Source organism: Marinobacter zhanjiangensis (genome assembly GCF_014651935.1).
Classification (GTDB): Bacteria; Pseudomonadota; Gammaproteobacteria; order Pseudomonadales; family Oleiphilaceae; genus Marinobacter; species Marinobacter zhanjiangensis.
In genome coordinates this window covers 121747-144419 of the sequence record NZ_BMXV01000002.1, presented here as the reverse complement: position 1 = coordinate 144419, position 22673 = coordinate 121747, and the positions used below count along the sequence as shown (strand labels likewise).

19 protein-coding genes are annotated in these 22673 nt (G+C 63.1%); 8 read left to right on the top strand and 11 right to left on the bottom strand.

Translation table 11 applies throughout. The features are described 5' to 3' along the window. The first annotated feature begins 34 nt into the window (after positions 1–34). Complete coding sequence (locus IE079_RS04145; protein WP_227712310.1) at positions 35–817, top strand: CsiV family protein; 783 nt, start codon at positions 35–37, stop codon at positions 815–817. A gap of 18 nt (positions 818–835) precedes the next feature. Here IE079_RS04145 and IE079_RS04140 read toward each other — a convergent pair whose 3' ends face one another. The 5 genes from IE079_RS04140 to IE079_RS04120 all read right to left on the bottom strand — a co-directional run bounded on the left by IE079_RS04140 (position 836) and on the right by IE079_RS04120 (position 5312). Next, on the bottom strand, positions 836–1645 hold the full coding sequence (locus tag IE079_RS04140) for an S-methyl-5'-thioinosine phosphorylase (RefSeq protein WP_189573329.1): 810 nt from the start codon (positions 1643–1645) through the stop codon (positions 836–838). Next, positions 1642–2874, bottom strand: a complete 1233-nt coding sequence (locus IE079_RS04135; RefSeq protein ID WP_189574634.1) for a mechanosensitive ion channel family protein — start codon at positions 2872–2874, stop codon at positions 1642–1644. The genes IE079_RS04140 and IE079_RS04135 overlap by 4 nt, the downstream gene beginning before the upstream one ends. A gap of 55 nt (positions 2875–2929) precedes the next feature. Continuing rightward, positions 2930–3445 carry a L,D-transpeptidase gene (locus IE079_RS04130; RefSeq protein ID WP_373296174.1) on the bottom strand — a complete coding sequence of 172 codons (516 nt, stop codon included), beginning with the start codon at positions 3443–3445 and terminating at the stop codon, positions 2930–2932. A gap of 90 nt (positions 3446–3535) precedes the next feature. Beyond that, on the bottom strand, positions 3536–4207 hold the full coding sequence (locus IE079_RS04125) for a TetR/AcrR family transcriptional regulator (protein ID WP_189573326.1): 672 nt from the start codon (positions 4205–4207) through the stop codon (positions 3536–3538). A 55-nt stretch (positions 4208–4262) separates the two neighbouring features. Continuing rightward, positions 4263–5312: a hypothetical protein gene (locus IE079_RS04120; RefSeq protein WP_189573322.1), complete on the bottom strand. Its 1050-nt coding sequence runs from the start codon at positions 5310–5312 to the stop codon at positions 4263–4265. A 205-nt stretch (positions 5313–5517) separates the two neighbouring features. Between IE079_RS04120 and IE079_RS04115 the strand changes: the two genes are divergently transcribed. Then, a complete protein-coding gene (locus IE079_RS04115; protein WP_189573319.1) occupies positions 5518–6132 on the top strand; it encodes a riboflavin synthase subunit alpha in 615 nt (204 codons plus the stop codon). On the opposite strand, the gene IE079_RS04110 is transcribed toward IE079_RS04115, so the two are convergent. The 4 genes from IE079_RS04110 to IE079_RS04095 all read right to left on the bottom strand — a co-directional run bounded on the left by IE079_RS04110 (position 6111) and on the right by IE079_RS04095 (position 14076). Next, positions 6111–7322 (bottom strand): class I SAM-dependent methyltransferase, encoded by a 1212-nt coding sequence (locus IE079_RS04110; RefSeq protein WP_227712308.1) that lies wholly within the window; start codon positions 7320–7322, stop codon positions 6111–6113. The genes IE079_RS04115 and IE079_RS04110 overlap by 22 nt on opposite strands. Next, on the bottom strand, positions 7319–8371 hold the full coding sequence (locus IE079_RS04105) for a class I SAM-dependent methyltransferase (RefSeq protein ID WP_189573316.1): 1053 nt from the start codon (positions 8369–8371) through the stop codon (positions 7319–7321). The genes IE079_RS04110 and IE079_RS04105 overlap by 4 nt, the downstream gene beginning before the upstream one ends. After that, positions 8368–9048 carry a carbonate dehydratase gene (gene can, locus IE079_RS04100; protein WP_189573313.1) on the bottom strand — a complete coding sequence of 227 codons (681 nt, stop codon included), beginning with the start codon at positions 9046–9048 and terminating at the stop codon, positions 8368–8370. Before can ends, IE079_RS04105 begins: the two co-directional genes overlap by 4 nt. 150 nt (positions 9049–9198) lie before the next feature. After that, positions 9199–14076, bottom strand: coding sequence for an NAD-glutamate dehydrogenase (locus IE079_RS04095; protein WP_189573310.1), 4878 nt, complete (start codon positions 14074–14076; stop codon positions 9199–9201). Positions 14077–14236: 160 nt separating this feature from the next. Here IE079_RS04095 and IE079_RS04090 point away from each other — a divergent pair, with 160 nt between their 5' ends. From IE079_RS04090 to IE079_RS04065, 6 genes are read left to right on the top strand one after another with little or no spacing between them, the layout of a single operon-like run. Continuing rightward, positions 14237–15202: an AAA family ATPase gene (locus IE079_RS04090; protein ID WP_189573307.1), complete on the top strand. Its 966-nt coding sequence runs from the start codon at positions 14237–14239 to the stop codon at positions 15200–15202. A gap of 14 nt (positions 15203–15216) precedes the next feature. Next, positions 15217–16164 carry a DUF58 domain-containing protein gene (locus IE079_RS04085; protein ID WP_189573304.1) on the top strand — a complete coding sequence of 316 codons (948 nt, stop codon included), beginning with the start codon at positions 15217–15219 and terminating at the stop codon, positions 16162–16164. After that, on the top strand, positions 16161–16619 hold the full coding sequence (locus tag IE079_RS04080; protein ID WP_189573301.1) for a DUF4381 domain-containing protein: 459 nt from the start codon (positions 16161–16163) through the stop codon (positions 16617–16619). Before IE079_RS04085 ends, IE079_RS04080 begins: the two co-directional genes overlap by 4 nt. Continuing rightward, the gene (locus IE079_RS04075) at positions 16613–17644 is read left to right on the top strand and encodes a vWA domain-containing protein (RefSeq protein ID WP_189573299.1); all 1032 of its coding nucleotides are present in this window, start codon (positions 16613–16615) and stop codon (positions 17642–17644) included. The genes IE079_RS04080 and IE079_RS04075 overlap by 7 nt, the downstream gene beginning before the upstream one ends. Beyond that, positions 17641–19452, top strand: coding sequence for a VWA domain-containing protein (locus tag IE079_RS04070; protein ID WP_189573296.1), 1812 nt, complete (start codon positions 17641–17643; stop codon positions 19450–19452). Before IE079_RS04075 ends, IE079_RS04070 begins: the two co-directional genes overlap by 4 nt. Then, the gene (locus IE079_RS04065; RefSeq protein ID WP_189573293.1) at positions 19446–20825 is read left to right on the top strand and encodes a BatD family protein; all 1380 of its coding nucleotides are present in this window, start codon (positions 19446–19448) and stop codon (positions 20823–20825) included. Before IE079_RS04070 ends, IE079_RS04065 begins: the two co-directional genes overlap by 7 nt. 25 nt (positions 20826–20850) lie before the next feature. Here IE079_RS04065 and ccmI read toward each other — a convergent pair whose 3' ends face one another. Together ccmI and IE079_RS04055 are read right to left on the bottom strand one after the other, a co-directional pair. Then, positions 20851–22152, bottom strand: a complete 1302-nt coding sequence (gene ccmI / locus IE079_RS04060; RefSeq protein ID WP_189573289.1) for a c-type cytochrome biogenesis protein CcmI — start codon at positions 22150–22152, stop codon at positions 20851–20853. Positions 22153–22190: 38 nt separating this feature from the next. Beyond that, positions 22191–22673, bottom strand: a complete 483-nt coding sequence (locus IE079_RS04055) for a cytochrome c-type biogenesis protein (RefSeq protein WP_189573286.1) — start codon at positions 22671–22673, stop codon at positions 22191–22193.

Below are 22673 nucleotides of genomic sequence, written 5' to 3'. Positions count from 1 at the left end.
TGTTGGTTTCGACAAACGGATCAGGAGAACACCTTTGTACAAACCCGCCTTCAACTCATCCGGGCGGCTTTTCGCAGCCCTGGCCCTGCTCGTGGCCCTGGCGGCACCCGCCCTGGCAGAAGACAGATACCGCGCTGAAGTGGTGGTACTGGAACGGCTGGCGGACCCCATCGTGAAGGAACAGATGGCCGACAAGGCACCCGAGGTAAAGGAGGGCCTGAAACGTCTGTGGGTAGTCGACCCGTCCGGCACGGTCAGATCCGACCTTGACATCACCAGCAACCTCACCCTCAATACCGCGGCCAGCCGGCTGGAAAACAGCGGCAAGTACCGGGTACTGATGAAAACCGGCTGGATCCAGCAATTCCCGCCCGACTACGACGGCAAGCCGTTGCTTATCGAAGTGGGCGAACTGCTGGAAGAGGCGGGCCACCGCGCGGTCGAGGGCACCATCGAGATCAACCGCCGCCGCTATCTGCTGGTTAACGTGGAGCTCAACCACTGGCGCAACGCCGCAGACCCCGGCGCAGACGGTGAACGTGATGGCAGTGCGCCGGAAAGCGCCAGCCCGGATACAGGGGAAGGCACTGAGAGCACTGAGAGCACTGAGAGCACTGAAAACGATGGCGGTGATGGCACCGGGGCGGACACCCGGGGCGTCGGCACGTCACCGGCATCCAGCCCCGGAATGAAAGCTGCATCGGGGAAAGAGCTGGTCACCTGGATTCGCGAAATCCGTCGCATGCGCAGCGAGGAAATCCACTTCCTGGACTCCCCCACCATCGGCGTACTGGTCTACTTCCGCCCCCTCGACTGAACAGAAAAGACGCGTCAATCAGGAGCCCCCGACGGGCTCCTGATGCCTGAGCGAGGGAATCACCTCCTCCAGTATGGCCTTTACACCTGACATCCCGTCTGCCAGTGCCTGCTCAATCTCCGCCATGGTAATAATCTGGTCGGACTTGCCCGCAGCCCAGTTGACCGACAGCGCCAGGCAGGCATAGGAAAGCCCCAGTTCATCGGCCAGGGCAGCCTCCGGCATTCCCGTCATCCCCACCAGGTCGCAGCCATCCCGCTCCATCCGCGCCACCTCCGCCGAGGTTTCCAGACGCGGCCCCTGAGTGGCGCCATACACACCATGGTCCACCACTATCATCTGACAACGATGGGCGGCCGCCAGCAGAGCCTGGCGCAGCGGTTCGTGGTACGGGAAGGTGAAATCAATATGTGTTACCCCTGCAAGCGGCGATTCCCCCGCCTGTTCGAAGAAGGTATGCCCCCGCCCCCAGGTATAATCGATGATCTGATGGGGCACGGCAATCCGGGCCGGCCCCATGGCCGGGGTGATGCCACCCACGGCGTTGACGCCAATAATACGCGCGGCACCGGCTTCCCGCAGCGCCCACAGGTTGGCGCGGTAGTTCACCTGATGTGGCGGAATGCGGTGGGGGTGACCGTGGCGCGCCAGGAACAGTACCGGCTGCCCCCGGATTTCCCCCCTGATCACCGGACCGGACGGAGCGCCCCACGGCGTCTCCATGGCGTATTCACCGAGTACAGTCAGGCCTTCCAGCTCGGTCAGCCCGGTGCCGCCGATAATGGCAATGTCATCGCCCTTGCCAGCCGATTCCGGCAGTTCACTCATGATTCACCCTCGTCACCTTGCGTGGTGGTCTGGCCCGCCCCGGAGGGGTCCCGCACCGGACCACTGTCGGCGGCCTCGCCCCGATCCTCTTCGGCCCCGCTTCCGGAGCGTGTGCCCCCGCCTTTTCCGGCTTCCGCCTCATCCCGCTCGATGCGAACGCTCTCGGCCACATGCAGTGTGCGAGTGGGGAACGCCACTTCGGCATCGTGAGACATAATGACATCACTGATTTTCAGCAGCACATCCTGCTTGATTTCATGAAACTTCACCCACTGCGTGGTCTTGGTGAAGCAGTAGACCATGATATCCAGGGAAGAGCTGTTGAACGCCAGGAAGTTCACGATCAGCGTCTGCCCGGTATCGATTTCCTCGTGGTTTTCCAGCATGGAGCGAACATCATCGACAATCCCGGTTATCCCGTTGACATCCACATAGCGAATACCGATGGTTTCGAAGATTCGCCGGTTCAGCATGCGCGAGGGGTTTTCCACCGCGATCTGGGTGAACGTGGCGTTGGGTACATACAGCGGGCGCTTGTCAAAGGTGCGGATGGTGGTCAGCCGCCAGCCGATCTCCTCCACAGTCCCCTCGATATTCCGGTCCGGTGAACGCACCCAGTCGCCCACCTTGAAGGGCCGGTCCATATGGATAACGAAACCACCGAAAAAGTTGGCCAGCAGGTCCTTGGCGGCAAAGCCCACGGCGATACCACCCACACCACCAAATGCCAGCACCCCGGAAATACTGTAGCCCAGGGTCTGCATAACGGTCAGTAAAGCGGTGATGGCAACCACGGCCCGCAGCAATTTGCTGATCGCCGTGACCGTGGTGTAGTCCATCGGCTCCTTCATGCGCACAGGGGAGCTGAGGGTTAACTCGGCCTGCTTGACGATGCCGAACAGGGTCCACACCAGGATCCAGATAAAGCCCAGCTCCAGCAGCTTGTCATTGACGGAAAAAATCTCGGCTTCGGAGTAGGAGTGGGCCACTTCCGCTGCCCAGTAGACCCCCTGAAGCCAGACAAAGCCCATGGCCGGGCGCCGCAAGGCGTGCAGGATGGTATCGTCCCAGAGATTATCGGAGCGCTCGAAACGATGCTCCAGAATCACGATAATGCGGCTGACAATGAAGGACACGGTCGCCGTTGCGAACACCAGGCCGAAAACAACCAGCGCCACCCGCCAGCTCTGGGACAGCAGAGTCCAGTTCTCGACCCAGCGGGTGATCATTTCGGGAGTTTCATCCACCGATTTGTTCTCCTTCAAACCCTCGGAACAATATGAATTACGGACAGGGCCGGATGGTCACCGGCATACCCGGCTCCAGCCTGTCAAACAGATTGATCACATCCCGGTTACGCATGCGAATGCAGCCATGGGACAGCGGCTTTCCCATGGGCTCGGTATCCGGGGTACCGTGAATGTATATGTATCGTCGGAAGGTATCGACATCACCGCCACGATTGAAACCCTTTTCCAGCCCGCAGAGCCAGATTATGCGACTGAGTATCCAGTCACGCTGCGGCTGTTGCCGGGAAAGCTCCGGGGTCCAGGTCTCGCCGGTGGGACGACGGGCCACGAACACCGTGCCCTCAGGCTGGCCCTGGCCGATCAGTGCCCGAACATAATGGCGGCCACGGGGCGTACAGCCGGAGCTGTCGGCTTCACCCGGTCCGTTAAGGGCCGTGGATACCGGCCAGCGCTGGTGGTCGCCGTTGGCACCGAACCAGTCGAGGGTCTGGCGTTCAAGATCAATGACGACCCCGGGGACAGGGTCGTGGGAATGCGGTTGATCGGGCACTCCGGTACTCCCGCGTCAGAAGATTGAGGGAGCCAAGGCTAGCCGACCAGCCTTACCGAGGCAATAGCGGTTTGATGGCGTTTACATCCGTTACAGGGCACTGGCCTCCGGGCGCGGCACCAGCATCACGTCATTGGCCTGCATGCCGGCGGCCAGGAAGGGGATCAGGCGGGCGGCAATTTCCTGGATGGGCGTTTCAACCCCCTTCTTGGCCTGCAGGATATCCCGCAGAGCATCGCTGGACGACATGGTGAACGCGGTCGCCCCCAGCATGAACTGGATTCGCCAGTACCGGTCCACCGAGCTCAGCTCCGGTGTCGCCTGCTTGAGCAGCGCCATGAAACGGGTGAAAATGCCCCGGTACTCATCCTCCAGGAAAGCCCGCAGGTGCCCCTGGGACTGGGTATAGGCCAGACCCAGCAGGCGCATGAAGATGGAAATGCCCCGCTCATTGCGCTGGGGCATGCGCACCGCACTGCCGGTGAGAGCTCCCAGTATTTCTTCCACCGAGGGTGCGCGGTCGCCCGGGCGGGCTTCCAGCTCGTCGAACTCCGCTTCCAGCGTGGCTGAGAAAGGCGTCAGGAAGCGGGCGAATACCGACTGGATAAGGGAATTCTTGGAACCGAAATGATAGTTTACCGCCGCCAGGTTGACACCAGCCTTGCTGGTTATCATTCTGAGGGATGTTTCAGCAAATCCCCGCTCGGCGAACAGTTCTTCGGCAGCATCAAGAATCCGGTCCACTGTATCTGACTGGGCCACTGCACACTCCACTTTAAAACGAATGTTTCAAACATACGTTTTAAATATGCACCTGTCAACCGTTAGCCATGTCATCAGATCCACCCTGCCCGCCCTGGCCGGGCCCCGAGTCCCGCGACTGCGCTGGGGGCTTCTGCGGTGCTTCCGCCCCTTCCCGCAAGGCCTGTTCCCGTGGCTCCGTGACCGCGTCGGCCACGGTTTTCCAGCCCCGGTCGATGGCCTTCTGGTGCTCCTGGAAATAGGCTGCCTGCATTCGTTGATACGCCTTTTCAGCTTCCAGCATGAAGATCAGATACAGACGGATATGCTCCCGCCTGGAAAGCGATGCCGCCAACCGCCGCTGTTCAGACAGATGCTTGAGGGTGCTGAACCGGGTTGATGCCAGGGCAGGATTGAATTCCGACAGTTCATTACACTGCCAGATCAGCCCCACTTCTCCCTCCAGGTGGGCTATATGCTTGCGAGCATCCCGCAGCAACTGCTGCCGGTAGAGAACAAGGTCCAGATAGGAAGGTCCGGGACTGTACAGCCGACGGACGACCGGCAGGCCCATCAGCAGGATAACCGCGAACGCACCGAAGCCGCCGCCGGCAAGCCACGCCGGAACAAACCCCGTCATGCCACTGAGGAACACCAGGGCGGCGATGGTCGCACTGAGCAACCAGGTGTCCCGACGACGGCGGGCGGCATTGAGGATGTGATTGTCGGGCCAGCCGGCCAGCGACAATACATTGAAGTCCATCAGGTTGACCCGCTCACACTGGCGCAGCAGACGGCGCAGCCTACGCTGGTAGGATTCCGCGTACAGGCGTTGCACGTCGTCAGCGTCGTCAGCGTCATCCTGTGCTTCCGCCTCAGCGCTATCCTCCGCTGACGCGGCAGCGTCACCCTCCTCGGTACCAGTATCTGGCGATGATTCCGACTGCTGTTCCTCGGACGCATCGGCAGCCTCGTCACCGGCAGCCTCAAGCGGCGACCGGGCAGGCGGTGCTGGCGCCGGAACCGGAGCCGGCTGACTACCCGGGTCGGCCGGGCGCCCCGGGCGCAGCACCGGATCGTCGCGGGAGACGGTGGAGTCGTTGTTTCTCGCTCGGGTTTCTGCCATAACAGCCGCCAGGCGCGTCGTGAATGACGCCAGTGTCTTGATGGAACAGTCCCGATGGGGCCTGCTCCCCTACAGAAGGTTATCGCCCGGCGCCGCCGTTACTTTAGGGTGCCCCGGGTCGCAGGACGATCAGGCTGTGTTGTCTTTGCCAGCTTACCGCGGCAGGGATACACTTGCCGTCTTTGAATTGTTACGAGGTGAAACCATGTTTACCGGCATTGTTCAGGGCGTCGCCACCGTGGAGGCCGTGGAATCCCGGCCCGGGTTATCCACTTTCGTTATCCGCTTTCCCGAGGGTTCAGTGAGCGGCGTTACCATTGGAGCCTCCGTTGCTATCAACGGCACCTGCCTGACGGTTACCGCCCAGGAGGGCAACCGGCTCTGGTTCGATGCCATGCAGGAGACGCTTCGAATGACCACCCTGGGGCGGCTGGCGCCAGGCAGCCGCATCAACTTCGAACGGGCCGCACGCATCGGTGATGAAATCGGCGGCCACCTGCTGTCCGGCCATATCCACACCACGGCCCGCGTGGTAAGCCGGGAGCAGCCGGAAAACAACTGCACCCTGACCTTCGAGATGCCGGACGAGTGGCAGAAATATCTGTTTCCCAAGGGCTACATCGCCGTCAACGGGGCCAGCCTGACCATCGGCGATGTGGAAGGCAACCGCTTCAACGTCCACCTGATACCGGAAACGCTACGGGCAACCGTCTTCGCCGATATACAGGAAGGGGATGAGGTCAATATCGAAGTGGACAGCCAGACCCAGACCATTGTCGATACACTGGCGCGGATGGGCTACGAGCGGCCGCGCGGCTGAACGGCTTGTGGACAGGACGCCCGGAAGACCACGAATTTCGGCGTCGCATGGAGCTGCTGCACGTCTGCAAACACCGAATGCAGGCTTCGGTGGTAGCCCAGGTGGCGATTGCCCACCATCAGCAGTTCCCCGTCCGGGGCCAGGGCTTCGGCGGCCTCGGCAAACAGCCGCAGGGCGATGTGGTCTCCCACAACGCCACCCTCATGGAATGGCGGATTGAGCAGAATGATCCGGAAGGGGCCAGTGCCCACGGGCACGCCATCGGTGTGCACAAAATGGCAGGCGCTATCGTCCAGCCCGGACGCCTTGACGTTTGCCCGGGCACTGAGCACGGCCTGGGACGAAATGTCAGCCCAGGTCACCGCCAGATCCGGCCGGGCCGCCAGCGCACTCAACCCCAGGATACCATTGCCACAGCCCAGATCGAGCACTCCGGCCCCTTCCGTCACCGTGGCCACGGAGTCCGGGATGAAGGGCAGCAGCTCCCGGGTACCGATATCCAGTCGCTCGCGGGCGAATACCGCCGGCAGGGCCTGCAGGGAGGTCCCGGCTGCCGGCTCCGGGTAGCCTTTCCAGAGCCCCTGCCAGTCGGCCAGGGTTTCGGTGCCGGCACGGCAAAGAACCAGCCGCGCCTTTTTGCGGGCGGGTAATACGGCATCCGTCATCACCAGTCGCTGGTAGACCCGGGCAGCCTGGTCAGGCAGATGCTTGATCATGCCTCCGGTCAGCAGCCAGCCATCAGGACGCAGCACCTGATTGACCCATCGCAGCAGGAATTCCAGATAGTCGAGCTGGCGGGGCACCTTGAGCACCACCGCATCGAAGCGATCCTCAGCCAGCTCGGGAGACTCGCCTGCCGACACCGGCCCCAGTTCGTCCCGCCAGCTGTCTACACCCGGTGCTGTCAGCTTATTGGCGTGGGCATTGAGCGCCAGGGCATCACCCAGAACGGCACTGTCAGCAATAACCGTGAGTTCAAAGTCAGCCAGGCCAAGAGCCAGGGCACCAAAGCTGTCATCCACCACCGCAACACGCTGGCCGGGGCGGAGTTGCCGACGGGCCTCCGCCACCAGCTGCTCATCAGCCGCGTCCCAGGCTCTCAGCCCCCGGCCGCCCCGGTGGGGCCGCTGCAGGGTCAGGTTACGGTCATTGACGGGAAACTCCGGGCGGGCGTCGCTGGCTTTGCTCAAGACGGCACCCGGGCCTGGTAGATGGTAAAGCGCCGGTCCTCGAACAGGACACGGCAGTTGCCAACGCTCTGTTCGAGAAGGGGCTGATAAGGCAGGAACCGGTTAGCCACCAGCCGCAGCTCGCCACCGGGTTTCAGGTGACGGCGGGCATCGCGCAGGAACCGTTCGGTCATGGTAGTATCAGTACGCACTCCCGAATGGAACGGGGGGTTGGTCACGATAGTACCGTAGCGGCCAAGATGGGCGGGCACACCGTCAGCCGCAAAAATCTCACCCCCGGCACCGTTGCACTCATAGGTCTTGCGGGCACACATCACCGCCTGCGCCTGCACATCCACCCCATCCACCGGCCCCAGTCCGGGATAACGCTCCTGCAGCCAGCTACCGATTACCCCGGCGCCGCAGGCAAAGTCGAGCACCGGGCCGCTCACCGGCTGGTCCGCCAGGCTCTCCAGCAGGCGTTCGGTACCCTCGTCCAGTCGACCATCGCTGAAGATGCCAGGCATGCCGGCCACCCGGATGCGGACACCTGCCACGTCAACGTCATGCCACTGCAGCCATTCTTCGGGATCAAAGCCGCGGCTGCCCGGCTCCGGTCGGGCGACCCAGACCTGGCAATGGCGGGCGCTATCGGCCTTGCGGGCGTTTTCAGCCAGTGCCTGCAGCTGCCGGGCCCCACCAGCAATGCCTTCCCGCTTTTCCCCGACCAGCACCAGGCGACCGTCCTCGGCAAGCAAGGCACCGGCAAGAGCCAGTTGCATGGCCACGGCCTGGCGGGCCTTGGGCACGAACAGCACGACGGTGTCCAGCGACTGCCGGCTCTGGTCGGGCAACCCGTATCCGAAACTCACCCGGCAGTGACCGGCGGCCTCCAGGGCACCGGCGAGTCCGGCGTGCTCGGTAATGACCAGTGGTGGGCCACTGTCAACATCGAGCCCTGCCGGCAGATCCGGCCCCGGCAGGCCAATGAACCCGACACGCCCGGCCAGCAGCTCCGGATTACGCTCCAGGGCAGCAACCGCGTTACTGCCGGTCCGCCGATCACTCATTGGCGAGCGGGGCGGCCGGAGCGTACCGGTCGCAGGACCAGCTCATCCACACTGCGCTGCTGGATGGCCTCCCGGTCCGCCTCACTGCTGATGTGCAGACCCAGATCCCGCAACAGGCCATCGGCGACATCGTAGACGAACCCATGAACGGTAAGCCGCTGATCCCGCTTCCAGGCATCCTGCACGATGCTGTTCTGGCAGACATGGCCGACCTGCTCGACAACGTTGAGTTCGCACAGGCGATCGACCCGGTCCTGCTCCGAGGGCTGGTCCGCCAGCACCTCCTGGTGCTTGTCCCGCACATCCTGCACGTGGCGCAGCCAGTTGCTGAGCAGGCCGAAGCCCTGATCAAGCAATGCTGCACGCACACCACCACAGTTATAGTGCCCCACCACCAGAATATGCTTGACCTTGAGCACCTCGATGGCGAACTGAAGGACGGACAGGCAGTTGAAGTCGGTGTGAACCACGACGTTCGCCACGTTACGGTGAACAAACAGCTCACCCGGCATCAGGTCGACAATCTGGTTGGCGGGCACGCGGCTGTCGGCGCAACCGATCCACAGGTATTCCGGTGCCTGCTGGTTGGACAGGCGCTTGAAAAAGTCCGGGTCTTCCTGCTTGATGCCGTCTGCCCAGGCCTGGTTGTTCTTCAGCAGGTCTTCCAGTGTTGTCATGCCTTCATTCTCCGTTCAGCGAAAGGTGCGAGCCGTTTGCGCGATGACCTTCGCGTTGTCTTCTGGCGGACCCGATTGAACGGCATTTACGAGAGAATCGCAATACCTCCGCGATTTCGGTGTCCGGCCCGGACGCATCCGGGCCCGGCGTCAGTCCCCGGCTTCGGACAAGGGCGAGTGTATGCTGCTCTGCGCCAGGTCCAGCAGCTCCCGCAGGGCCACGGAGAACATGGCGTACTCGGGCTGCCGGGCATTCTTCAGTTCCGCCAGCATGCCTTTCCATCGGCGGATCATGGTTTCGTGCTGGCTCATCCAGGTTTCCACGCAGGCATCCACCTGTTTCTGATCCTCCGCCATCCTCAACACCCCCGTTGTCAGGGCCCGCTGCTGCCAGTCCAGGTCCTCCCGGAAGCTCTCGCGGGCCAGGGCCTGCCAGTGGGAAGCGGGTTTCAGATTGGCGATGGCGCCGGCAAACCAGTTCAGATCCAGGCGCTCGCCCAGGGTGTAGTAGAGGTTGGCCACGGTCTTGAGGGGTACCCCGGCAGACTCGTGCACCTCGATAATGCCCAGGGCGGAATAGAGGTAGGAACTCCCGGACACCATGGCGGCCAGATCCTCGGGCACGCCTTCCTTGCATAGCTTGTCGTGCTGGGCCTTCCATTCCTTCTCGACCCCGGCCCCCAGATAATCCGCCAGATTGGCCGAGATACGGCTGATGCTGTCGGTGAAGCGGTCCAGATGGCTCTGGATATTGAGCTCACTGCGACGGTTGCGCAGCAACCAGCGCACCGAACGGCGCATCAGACGCATCAGTTCATCCATCAGCCGAACCTGTAGCGTCGCCGGTACCTGATAGTCCAGCTCCTCGATGCGACGCCACCAGACATCCAGTCGAAACACGTCCCGGGCAATGATCCAGGCCAGGGCGATGGCCGGGGCGTCGGCACCGGTGGACTGGTTGAGCCGGTCCACGAAGGTGATGCCCATGTGGTTGATCATGTCATTGGCGATCTGGGTGGCAATGATCTCCCGCCGCAACTGGTGGGATGCCAGTTCTTCCGGGAACCGGTCCACCATGGGCCGGGGGAAGACCTTGTACATCTCCGACACCAGCAAGGGCTCGTCCGGAAGATCGCTGTCGATCAGGGTCTGCTTCAGGTCACCCTTCACATAGGCGATCAGCACCGACAACTCCGGCCGGGTCAGGCCCTTGCCCATGACCTTTCGCTCTTCCAGGATTTCCTCGTCGGGCAGGAATTCCAGCTCGCGGTTAAGCTTGCCCGATGCCTCGAAGGCGTTCATCAGCCGGCGGTATTCCTCAAGTCGCCTGGCGGCTTCGTCGTTGGCCACCGTCAGCGCCTGGGTCTGGCGATAGTTATTCCTCAGCACCAGATCCGCCACTTCCTCGGTCATGTCCTCCAGCATGCGGTTGCGCTGTTTCTCGGTGAGGTCGCCGGCGGCGACCACCCGATTCAACAGGATTTTCATGTTCACTTCGTGGTCGGAGCAGTCCACACCACCGGAGTTGTCGATGAAATCGGTATTGAGGCGGCCGCCGTTAAGGGCGAACTCGATGCGCCCGAGCTGGGTCATGCCCAGGTTGCCGCCCTCGCCCACGACGCGGCAGCGCAATTCCTTGCCGTTGATGCGCAGGCTGTCGTTGCTCTTGTCACCCACATCGCCGTGGGATTCGTGAGCCGATTTGACATAGGTGCCGATACCGCCAATCCACAGCAGGTCAGCCTGTGCCTTGAGGATATGGGAGATCAGCATGTTCGGCGGCACCCGGTCCGACTTGATGCCCAGCAGTTTTTTCATTGGCGCACTGACGGGTATCGACTTGGCACTGCGATTGAACACGCCGCCACCCTCGGAAATCAGCGACTCGTCGTAATCCGACCAGGCCGACCGGCGCAGCTCGAACAGGCGCTTGCGCTCGGCATAGCTCTGCGCCGGATCCGGATTCGGATCCACGAAGATATGCATATGGTTGAACGCCGCCACCAGCCGGGCCTTGTCCGACTGCAGCAGTCCATTGCCGAACACATCACCGCCCATGTCGCCAATACCGATGACCGAGAAGGTGTCGCGAGCCGGATTGACCCCCATTTCCCGGAAATGCCGCTCCACCGAGACCCAGGCGCCACGGGCGGTAATGCCCATCTTCTTGTGGTCGTAGCCATGACTGCCGCCGGAGGCGAAGGCGTCACCCATCCAGAAGCCGTATTCAGCCGCCAGGCCATTAGCGATGTCGGAGAAGGTGGCGGTGCCCTTGTCAGCCGCCACCACCAGGTAATGGTCGTCGCCATCGTGGCGCACCACATCCTTCGGCGGCGCTATGGCCAGATCCACCAGGTTGTCAGTGATGTCCAGCAGGCCGCGGATAAAAATCTTGTAGGCCTCGATACCTTCCGCCTGGAAGGCTTCCCGGTCGGACGGGTCCGGCAGACGCTTGGCAACAAACCCCCCTTTGGCCCCCACCGGCACGATGACCGCGTTTTTCACCTGCTGAGCCTTGACCAGACCCAGGATTTCGGTGCGGTAATCCTCGAACCGGTCTGACCAGCGAAGGCCGCCACGGGCTACTTTCCCGCCCCGCAGGTGAACCCCCTCGACCCGGGGTGAATACACAAAGATCTCGAACATGGGCAACGGCAGCGGCACGTCGGAAATGGCCGACGGGTCCAGCTTCACACTGATATAGGGCCTGGGTTGCCCGCTCTCATCAACCTGAAAATAATTGGTGCGCAGAGTCGCCTGGACCAGCTCCAGGAACAGCCGTAATACCCGGTCCTCGCTGAGATTGTCGACATCGTCGAGGGCCGCGTTGAATTCCAGTTCCAGCTTTTGCTGGGCGGCTGCGCTTTTTGCCCTGCTCTGCTGGCGTACCGGATTGAAGCGCACATCAAAGGTCTGCAGCAACAACTCGGTCAGGTCCACATGATTGACCAGGGTATTGGCGATGAACGTCTGGCTGTTGCTGAAACGTATCTGACGCATGAAACGGGCATAGGTACGCAGGATGGCGATATCACGCCAGCCCAGGTAAGCCGACAGTAGCAATCTGTTGAAGGCGTCGTTTTCCGCCTCGCCAAACCAGACACGATGGAACAGTTCCTCGAAAATCGGGCGAATGCGATGGAGATCCACCACTTCGCCGGACCGGGCCTGAAGTGAGAAGTCGTGGATCCATACGGAACAGCCGTCGTGGTCCACAATCTCGAACGGATGCTCACCGATCACCCGGAACCCCAGGTTCTCGAAGATGGGCATGACGTCGGACAGGGGCAGCTGATCGGTGGGGTTGAACAGCTTGAAGTGAACGGTGCTTTCCTGTTCCTCCAGAGCACGGTAGAAGCTCATGGCAAGCGGACGACCATCGGCCACAGCACAGATATGCTCCAGGTCGATAGCGGCTCGCCGGGGAGAGAACATATCCTGATAACTCGGTGGAAAAGCCGAGGCATAGCGCCGCAACAGATCGTTGCCGCGCTCTTCGCCCCAGGTTTCGTGCAGGGCCTCCGCCAGGCCATCGCGCCAGGACTGCGCCAGTTCCACCACGCGTTCCTGAATTTCCTTCACTGGCAAACGCCGGCTGCCCTGCTGCGGCACCCGTATGGTGAACTGCACGCGGGCCAGCACGGACTCCGAAAAGTGGGTGACGAAACTGATGTCTTCCGCCTCCAGCCTCTTGCACAGCTCCCGCTCCACCTTCAGGCGAAGCTCGGTGTTGTAGATATCCCGGGGGAAGAACGCCAGGCAGGTGACAAACAGGCCGTAAACATCCTCCCGCATGAACAGCCGGATCTGGCGGCGCTCCTGGATATAGAGGATATCCAGGGCAGTCCGGTACAACTCATCCATTTCCACCTGAAACAGTTCATCCCGCGGATAGACGGCGAGAATCTGCTCCAGCTCCTTGCCGGCATAGTCGTCATGCATGAAGCCGGAGCGTTCCAGTACTTCCTGCACCTTGCGGCGCAGCAGTGGAATGCTCTCCGGACGGTCGCTGTAGGCGCGGGCAGTATACAACCCCAGGAAACGGCGCTCGCCCACCACTTCACCGTCACTGTTGAACTTCTTGACGGCGATATAATCCGGGTAGGCCGGCCGGTGCACCCGGGAACGCTGGGCCGACTTGGCGAAAATGAACAGCTCATCGGTACGGGTCATCTGGCGGCGGGTACGCCGGGGCAGCTCACGCATTGCCACCTTCCCCTGGCGTTCGTTGTTGACCCGCAGGATGCCCAGTTCCGATTCCGGCACCCGGCAGACATTGGTGCCCTTCTTGTCGCTGACAAAATCGTACTCGTCGTAACCCAGGAAGGTGAAGTGGTCATCGCTCAGCCAGTCGACAAAGGCCCTCGCCTCTTCCACATCGTCCGGTGTGATGTCTGCCGGCGAGCTATCCAGCTCCTGGGAGATTTCCATCGCCTTCTGCTTCATGGCCCCGAAATCCGAGACCACAATACGCACCTCATGCAGCACGTCCTGCAGCAGGCTTTCCAGCCCCGCCAGATCACGCTGGTCACTATGCCGGTCGATTTCCAGTACGATGAACGCCTCGAGGTCAGCGTTATCCTGCGAAGCATCCGGCCCGCCCAGGGACTTGAGCACACCATGGTCATCCCGCTCCACGGTCATGAGCGAATGATGAATGGTGTGAGTGCCGATATCATGGCTGTTGATGGCCATGCGCACCGAATCAATCAGGAACGGAATATCCGGGTGCAGGATGAAAATGACCGTGTGGGTGGACTGCCAGCCATCACTTTCAAGATCGGGATTGAAGACGGATACCGGTGTCTCTCCCGCCGGACGCTTCTGCAGGTACTGCCAAGCGGCCAGCACCGCACCGTAGGTGTCGTGAAACTCCCGCTCCAGCAGTTCCTCGAAAGGCAGGTGCATCAGGTAATGGCGGGAAAAGCGACTGATACGTTCCGCTTCCGTTTTCGACAGCTTGCGAAACAATTCCTCGTCCAGTTGCTCAAGGAACTGATCCTTGCTGGTGACGGTCAGGGTATTCATCAATCACCTCTGCAGTCCGGGTGCCTGCTGCGGCACACAGGCACGGATGTGAACGAATGGTAACTGCAGCATAGTCAAACCCTTGATTTTTTGCTGTTAATCACCGAAAAAATTCGTACGTTATAACCGTTACTGATCAACCCTTGGAGCAACCAGACTGATGTCCTCCCTGCAACAGACGTTCGGCGACCTCAAGCAGCAGCTTTCCCGGCGCATTATCGGCCAGCACGCTCTGGTGGAACGCCTGCTGATTGCCCTGCTGGCAGACGGCCACCTGCTGGTGGAAGGCGCGCCCGGCCTTGCCAAGACCACCGCCATCAAGGCGCTGGCCGACAACCTCAGTGGCGACTTCCACCGCATACAGTTCACACCGGATCTGTTGCCATCCGATGTTACCGGCAGCGAAATCTATCGCCCGGAAACCGGCCAGTTCGAATTCCAGCGCGGCCCCGTGTTCCATAACCTGGTGCTGGCGGACGAGATCAACCGCGCACCGGCAAAAGTCCAGTCCGCCCTGCTGGAAGCCATGGGGGAGCGCCAGGTAAGCGTGGGTATGCGCACCTTCCCGCTGCCGGCACCGTTCATGGTCATGGCCACCCAGAATCCCATCGAGCAGGAGGGCACCTACCCCCTGCCCGAAGCCCAGCTCGACCGCTTCCTGATGCACGTGATGATCGGCTACCCGGAGACCTCCGCCGAACGTGAAATCCTCAAACTGGCCCGACAGGAAGCCAGGCAGGGCACCACGACGGCCGGCGAACCGGTCACCGCGGAAGAGGTACAGCACGCGCGCCAGGCGGTTGCGGAAGTGTTCATGGCTGAATCGGTGGAGGACTACCTGCTGGCTCTGGTGCTGGCCACCCGGGATCCCGCGGCACTGGATGACGACCTGGCCCACTGGCTGGCCTTTGGTGTCAGCCCCCGGGGCACCATTGCCCTGGACCGCTGCAGCCGGGCGCTGGCCTGGCTGGATGGTCGCGACTATGTCACCCCCGACGATGTCCGGGCCATTGCCCCGGATGTGCTCAGGCATCGCCTGATTCTCACCTTTGACGCCGAAGCCGGGGGCATCACCCCGGACGATGTGGTCAACCGCCTGCTTGATCGGGTGCCGGTCACCGCCTGAACCCCGGAGTCATCATGTTCAGCAATGCCGCTACCCACCATAGCCACCGGGTGACCGCCGACCTGAAGCACCTGCTGCTGTTGCAGGCCCAGGCCCGCACCCTGCAGTTGCCCTCGGCACGCCGTGCCCTGCGCCAGCGGCGAGGAGGCCACCATTCCGTTATGCGTGGCCGGGGCATGTCGCTGGCCGAGGTGCGCCCCTATCAGCCCGGTGACGACGTACGCCGCATCGACTGGCGGGTAACCGCCCGACGGCAGGAACCCCACACCCGGGTATACGAAGAGGAACGGGAGCGTCCGGTGCTGATCCTGTGCGACCTGGGTGCGAGCCTGTTCTTCGCCAGCGAGGGCAGCTACAAGCAGGTGCGGGCGGCGGAGCTTTCTGCGCTGCTGGCCTGGGTTGCCCACGGTTCCGGTGACCAGGCCGGGGGCATCGTCTTTGGCGGTGACACCACCGAGATTATCCGGCCCTCCCGACGCCGCCGCTCGGTGATGCAACTGCTCAATGCCCTCGCGGCCCATCAGCGGACGCAGCCCGGGGTGGCGCCGGAACCCGCTGGTGAAGGCCTCAATGAAGCCCTCACCGAGGCCCGCCGTATTGTCCACACCGGCAGCCGTGTGTTTGTTATCAGCGACTTCCAGGGAGCGGACAGTGACACCCGCTCGCTGCTGGCGAGCCTGGCCACGCACAACCAGGTGACGGCGGTGCGACTCACCGACCCGCTGGACGACCAGCTTCCCGACCATGGCGACTACGCCGTGAGCGGCGCTGCCGGTACCCTCTGGTTCAATGGCGACGACCGGGCACTGCAAAAGGCCTGGCGGGAGGGCGCGCAGGCCCGGCACACCGCCCTGGAAACCCTGGTCCGGCAAACCGGATGCTCCCTGATGACACTGGCCACCGGGGAAGACCCGGTCGCCCTGATGCACGGACTGACCTCGGCGGGAGGGCGACTGCTGTGATACCCGACGACGTTCTGGAACAGCTCAGGGATATCCAGGCGCCACCGCCGGCGGGGTTCTGGCCCCCGGCACCGGGCTGGTGGATACTGGCGGCCCTGATACTGGTCACGCTGACCGTTGCGGTCGTTCTGGGCTGGCGTCGTCACCGTCGTCAGGCACCGAAACGGGCAGCACTGGCACGTCTCGCCCGGTACACCGTGCCCAGCCAACCGGGACCGGACTGGTATGCCGGCCTCAACCGCCTGCTCAAAGAAGCCGCCCTCGCCCGCTACCCCGGGGACCGGCCCGCCGCTCTCAGTGGCGAACAGTGGGGTCGCTTCCTGGCGCGCACCTCCGGTGATCCCGGTCGCCCATGGCAGCAGCTGGTCGACGCCAGCTACCGGCCCCGCAGCGAGCTGCCCCCGACGGAGGCATGGCAACTGGCGGAACACTGGATCCGGAGGCAGCCATGGTGAATCTTGCCTGGCCCTGGCTGCTGGTGTTGCTGCCCCTGCCCTGGCTGCTGAAACGGCTCCGGGCAGATGCCCGGGCTACGAGCGAACCGGTGGCGGCCCCGGTGCTGCCCATCCAGTCACGGTTACAGGGCATGCCCGGCGTCAGCCAGCAGGGCGCCGTGCGCCGGCGCTGGCTGACCATCCTGCTGGCGCTGGCCTGGGCACTGCTGGTACTGGCACTGGCCCGCCCCCAGCATGTCGGCGAAGCGACCCATGTGCCCGTTACCGGCCGCGACCTGATGCTTGCGGTAGACATTTCTCCAAGCATGGAAGAGCGGGACATGGTCCTGGGCGGTCGCCCGTTGAACCGGCTGGAAGCACTGAAAGTGGTGCTGGACGATTTTATCCGCGAACGCCAGGGAGATCGCCTCGGGCTGTTGTTGTTTGGCTCCGAACCCTACATCCAGGCCCCACTCACCTTTGACCACGACACCCTGCGCACCCTGCTCAACGAGGCCGGACTGGGCATGGCTGGCCGCGCCACCGCCATTGGCGACGCCATCGGACTGGCAGTCAAACGCCTGCGGGACAGGCCCCAGGAGCATCGGGTGCTGGTGCTGCTCACCGACGGTGCCAACACTGCCGGCAACCTGACACCGGAAAAAGCCACGGAGATTGCCGCCGACAGCGATGTACGCATCCACACCATTGGTATTGGCTCGGAATCTTCCCTCCGGCAGGGGCTGTTCGGCAGCCGACGGGTCAACCCCTCCAGCGATCTCGACGAGGAACTGCTGCGCAGTATTGCCAGCGACACCGGAGGGCGGTATTTCCGGGCCCGCAGCATCGAGGAGCTACAGGGTATCTACCAGGAAATAGACCGGCTCGAACCCCTGGAACTGGAAGGCCAGCCCTGGCGGCCGGTGACCGAACTCTATGCCTGGCCGGCGGGTGCTGCCCTGATACTCTGGCTGGGTGGTCTTGGCATCGCCCGCGGGCGCATGCTGGCGGGCCTGGCCATGAACCGTGGAGGGCGGGCGTCATGAGCGATTTCGAATTCCTGCGTCCGGCGTGGCTGCTCCTGATGGTGCTGGCCCCGCTGCTCTACTGCCTGCTGCGCTCACTGGGCCGGGGCCATACCCGCTGGCAACAGGTGATCCCGCCGGCACTGCTGAAGCCACTACTGCCCGCCGGCGGGGGTGGCGGCCGACCGGCCCGCTGGCAGCGGCTGCTGGCGCCCCTGCTGCTGATGGTTACCGCGCTGGCACTGGCGGGGCCGTCGTTCCGCACCGCTCCGTCGCCCCTGCAACAGCAGGACGATTCCCTGGTGGTGGTGCTGGACCTGTCGCTGTCGATGCTGGCGAGGGACGCGGAACCTGACCGTCTGACCCGGGCCACCCGCAAGATCCGCGATCTGTTGGCGGCCCGGGAGGGAACTTACACCGGGTTGGTGGTGTATGCCGCCGATGGCCACGTGGTCTCACCCCTGACCGATGACCGCCGCACCGTGGAAGGCCTGCTGTCGGCGGTGGACCCGGTCATCATGCCGGCGCCGGGCAACCGCGCCGATCTGGGCGTGGCCCGGGCGGTGGAGCTGCTGGACCAGGGGGCTCCGGGACGCGGTCGCATACTGCTGATCACTGACGGTCTCAAGCCACGTTATGCCGCCAATATCCGCCGTCAGCTGGCCGACAGCCAGTGGCAGCTGGACGGCCTGCTGGTGGGCACCGGCAGTGGTGCACCCATTCCGGTACCGGAGCGGGGCTTTCTGCGGGATGGCGAGCAGGTGATCATCAGCAAGGCCAGCATGGAAGAACTTGAAACCAGCGCCCGCGCTACAGGGGGACAAGCCATGCAGGTGACCACATCGACCGGGGATATCCGTCAGCTCCGGCTACGGGCGGAAGATCACGATCAGTGGCAGGCATCGGAAGAAGAACGTACCACCACACGGCGACAGGACGACGGCTACTGGCTGCTCTGGCTGGCACTGCCCCTGGCCCTGGTGGGCTGGCGACGGGGAGCGCTGGTCATGGTGGCCTTCAGTCTGGCTTGGGTGCCCTCCGGCCCGGCCCAGGCGCTGGACTGGAATGATTTCTGGCAAACGCCGGAGCAGCGCGCACCGCAGCTTATTGAAGAGAACCCCGACAGCGCCGCCAGCAAGCTGACCGACCCATTGTGGCGAGGTACCGCCCTCTACCGCGATGGCCAATATGAGAGCGCCGCCGACGCCTTTGCCAACAGCGACTCACCGGATGCCCACTACAATCGCGGCAATGCTCTGGCCCGGGCCGGCAAGGCCGAGGCGGCACTGGCGGCCTGGCAAAAAGCCCTTGAAAAAAACCCGGACCACACCGCTGCCCGTCAGAACCACGAACTCGTACAGGATTTTCTGGAACGCCAGAAGCAGCAGGAAAAGCAACAGCAACAGTCCGACCAATCCGGCGAACAGGATGGACAGGGAGAACAGCAGAACCCGTCCTCCGCCGGTGACCAACCCGGACAGCAGGAGGGATCGCGCAGCCAGCAGGAAGGCCGGCAGCCGGGTAATGATCAGGGCGGGCAGCCCTCCCGGGATGGCGAACAGGGGGAGCCCGGCCAGGGTACTCCGGATGAGCCAACAGAATCCCGGCAACAGGCGGGCCAGGACAACGGCGACGGGTCAGACTCCGGGCAGAAGGCCGGTGGTCAGACCAGCGTGGCGGAAGGGGAAGGCGCCGATGCCCTGTCCCAGTCCCAGCAACAATGGCTGCGGAGAATTCCGGACAACCCCGGCGGTCTGCTCCGGCGCAAGTTCATGCAGCAATCCCGCAGTCGCGATATTCAACCGGACGAGAACGACACACCATGGTAATGGCACTCAAACGCCCGTGGCGACAGGCACTGCTGGCCCTGCTGGTCTGCCTGCCCCTGGCCGCTCTGGCCCAGCAGCCCCAGGATCAGGTGGCCTTCATCGAGCTGTCCGCCAGCGAAGATGAAGTCTACGTACAGCAGCAACTGCGCCTGACGGTCAAACTCTATTACACCAACCAGGTTGTTCAGGGGCAGCTGTCCGACCCGGAACATCCGGACGCGGTGATCGAAAAAACCGGCGAACAGAAGCAATACCGGCAGCAGCTGAACGGGGAACGCTACCGGGTGGTTGAACGGGAATACCTTATCTTCCCCCAGAAACCCGGCCGGCTGCAGTTGCCACCACTGGAATTCCAGGGCACCGCCCGCCACCCTCAGGGCCAGCATTACCGGGTATCGGATTCGGCGGTTCTGTTCCCGGTAAACGTCAAGGACATTCCCGCGGACTTCAGCGGCAACACCTGGCTGCCGGCCGCTGACCTGACCCTGAGTGCCAGGGGGCTCGAGCAAACCGGCCCGGTAGCACCCGGTGACAACCTGACCCGTACCCTGACGCTCACCGCCCGCGGGCTGCCGGCCACCACCCTGCCCTCGCTGGACATCCGCTACCCCGACGCCATCAGAAGCTACCCGGAACCGGAGCAGCGGCAGTCCTCGGCAGGCGACAGCGGCGTGGTTGGTGAACTGCAGCAGACCATGGCGCTGGTGCCGGTATCCGGCGAGGGCGGCGACATCACCCTGCCGGAAATACGCATTCCCTGGTGGGACGTGAACGAGGACCGGGAAAAGGTAGCCGTATTGCCGGCCCGCACCATCCAGCTGACGCCGGTGTCCGGCCCTGCCCCGGCGAAACAGGAGCAACCCGTCGCTGAGCCGCCGGAGAGTGCACCGGGAAACGAACAGGAACCCGCCCCGGCCCGATGGCTGTGGCCTGTTCTGACGGGGCTGCTGGCCATCGGCTGGGCGACCACCGTGGCTGCCTGGTGGCTGCACAGCCGCCGGCGCGGGCTGGCGGCGACCGACACCAGGGCACCAGGCAATGAAAAGGAACGCTTCCATCAGCTTTGTGACCAGGCCCGGGCTCTGGACCCGGCCTTCTTCAACGGCTTCCCGGGCTGGGCCCGGGAATTGTCCGGGCGGCACTGCCGCACCACCGACGACGCGCTCACCATCCTGTGTGACGATCGTCTGACCGGTGTGGTCGACCGTTGGCGGGAATCACTGTTCCGGTCTGCGGGAGGAGCGGCGCCCGACGGCAACGAACTGTCCGCAGCGCTCAGGGCAGCACGCCAGGGATGGCAGGCCAGATCATCAAGGAAGCGTGGCAAGGATCAGGCACTGCCGGACCTCTACCCGGAAGGACTGAACCCCTGACCACGCACCTTGTGCGTTCAGGGAGTCATCGCAGCTGTTGATCGATGGTCAGTACCACCGGGTCACTGTCACCACTGACCACCGGCACTGGCTCTTCGCGAATGCCCTGGTAATCACCGGGTTGCGGCCTGGCTGCGCCGGAAGGGCTGATTCTCGCTGCCAGCACCACTTCATCGGCACCGGAAATCCGGAACTGCGGCGCCATGGACATACTGTCATCCAGCCTCAGATTTACCGGCAACTGTCCGGCTGTCAGCCTGGCCACCGCCAGGGGTGCAGTCTGCGAGTTCGGCGTGCGGGCATAGACAAACAGAGTGGTATCCGGGGCCACTTCGTTGGCAAACGATTCATCAAGCTCCACCCGTACGCTCACCCCGCGGTCGGACAACTCTTCGCCAGCGGCGGACGCCTGGGGCTGTGCGGATTCCGGTACCTCCCGATCAAGGCGCTGGTAAGCCTGCGCCACACCTTCACGGATGGAGGCAATCTGCGGATGGTCCGGCGCCACCTCAATAATCTTTTCCCAGTGGCGGATGGCTTCCTCGAAGTTTTCCCGTTCAAACGCGTGGATACCCAGTAGTCCCAGGGTGTTCACTTCGTTCGGGTTGAGCTCCCGTGCCCGGTCCATGGCGTTGGTAACCTCGTCGGTCAACGCTCCCTGGCTGTCAAAGAACCAGGCCTGGGCGGACAGGCCCCAAGCTACCGCCTTGCCGTTGCTGTCTTCTACCACGTCAGCCAGTTGCTCGAATGCCCTGGCCGCTTCCGGATACCGCTCCATGCGCATCAGACTGCGACCCAGCATGGCCCAGCCGTCCGGGTTGTCCGGCTCGGCCTCGAGACGCTCGCGAAGCTGTGATGTCAGCTGCTCCATCTGGGCCAGGCGATCACCGCCTTCGCTCCGCTCCATTTCCTGCATGGCCTGATACTGTTCAACCTTGCCCAGGGCGCCCCATTCCTCGTAGAGCAATACCACACCGGCCGGCAACAACACAGCCGCCACCACTGCAACGGCCCAGGTACTGCGGCGACGCCGGTCCATGCGCAGGTCTTCCGCCCTGACTTCCTTTGGCGCCTGTTCCTCACCGACATCGTCCAGCATTGAGCCCGCCAGCTCATCCCGGAGCATGCGGAAGTTTTCCTCGTCGATAATGCCCTGCTGGTACTCCTCTTCCAGCTCGGTCAGCCGCGTGCGGTAGGCCAGCAGGTTCTGGTTGCGGATATCCGCATTGATGCGCTGCTCGGGGCGGCCAAACACCAATGGATACAGGATGAAAAGAAAGGCCAGTACAACAAGGACCGCGGTGATAATCCAGAAAATATTGGTCATAAAACTCGTTCAGTTGAATTCGGAGTGGGGTGTCATTCTCACTGAGACTGCCGCCGCAGCATTTCATCAGCCTGACGGCGCTGATCCTCGGTCAGTTCCGGAGTGCCGTCGTCGCCACGACCGGACCGGCGCACGATCACTATCACCACGATCACGCCCACCACCACCACAATCAGCGGCAGCAGCCAGAGCAAGGCGGTGCGGGCGTCAAAGGCCGGCTTGTAGTGCACGAACTCACCAAAGCGTTCGATCATGGCGTCCACAACGGTCTGCTCGTCCGCGCCTTCCTGAACCATGCGGTAGACCTCATTGCGCATATCCTCGGCAATGGGCGCATCGGAATCGGCAATGTTCTGGTTCTGGCACTTGGGACAGCGCAGCTCGTTCAACAGGGTCCGAAACCGCTCCTGTCGCTCGGCAGATTCCAGCGGGTACATGTCCGCGCTCCCGTCACTACCGGCCTGCGCCTGGGCCAGGGGGGCCAGCAAGGCGAGCATCAGGGTGATCAACAGGGTTTTCAT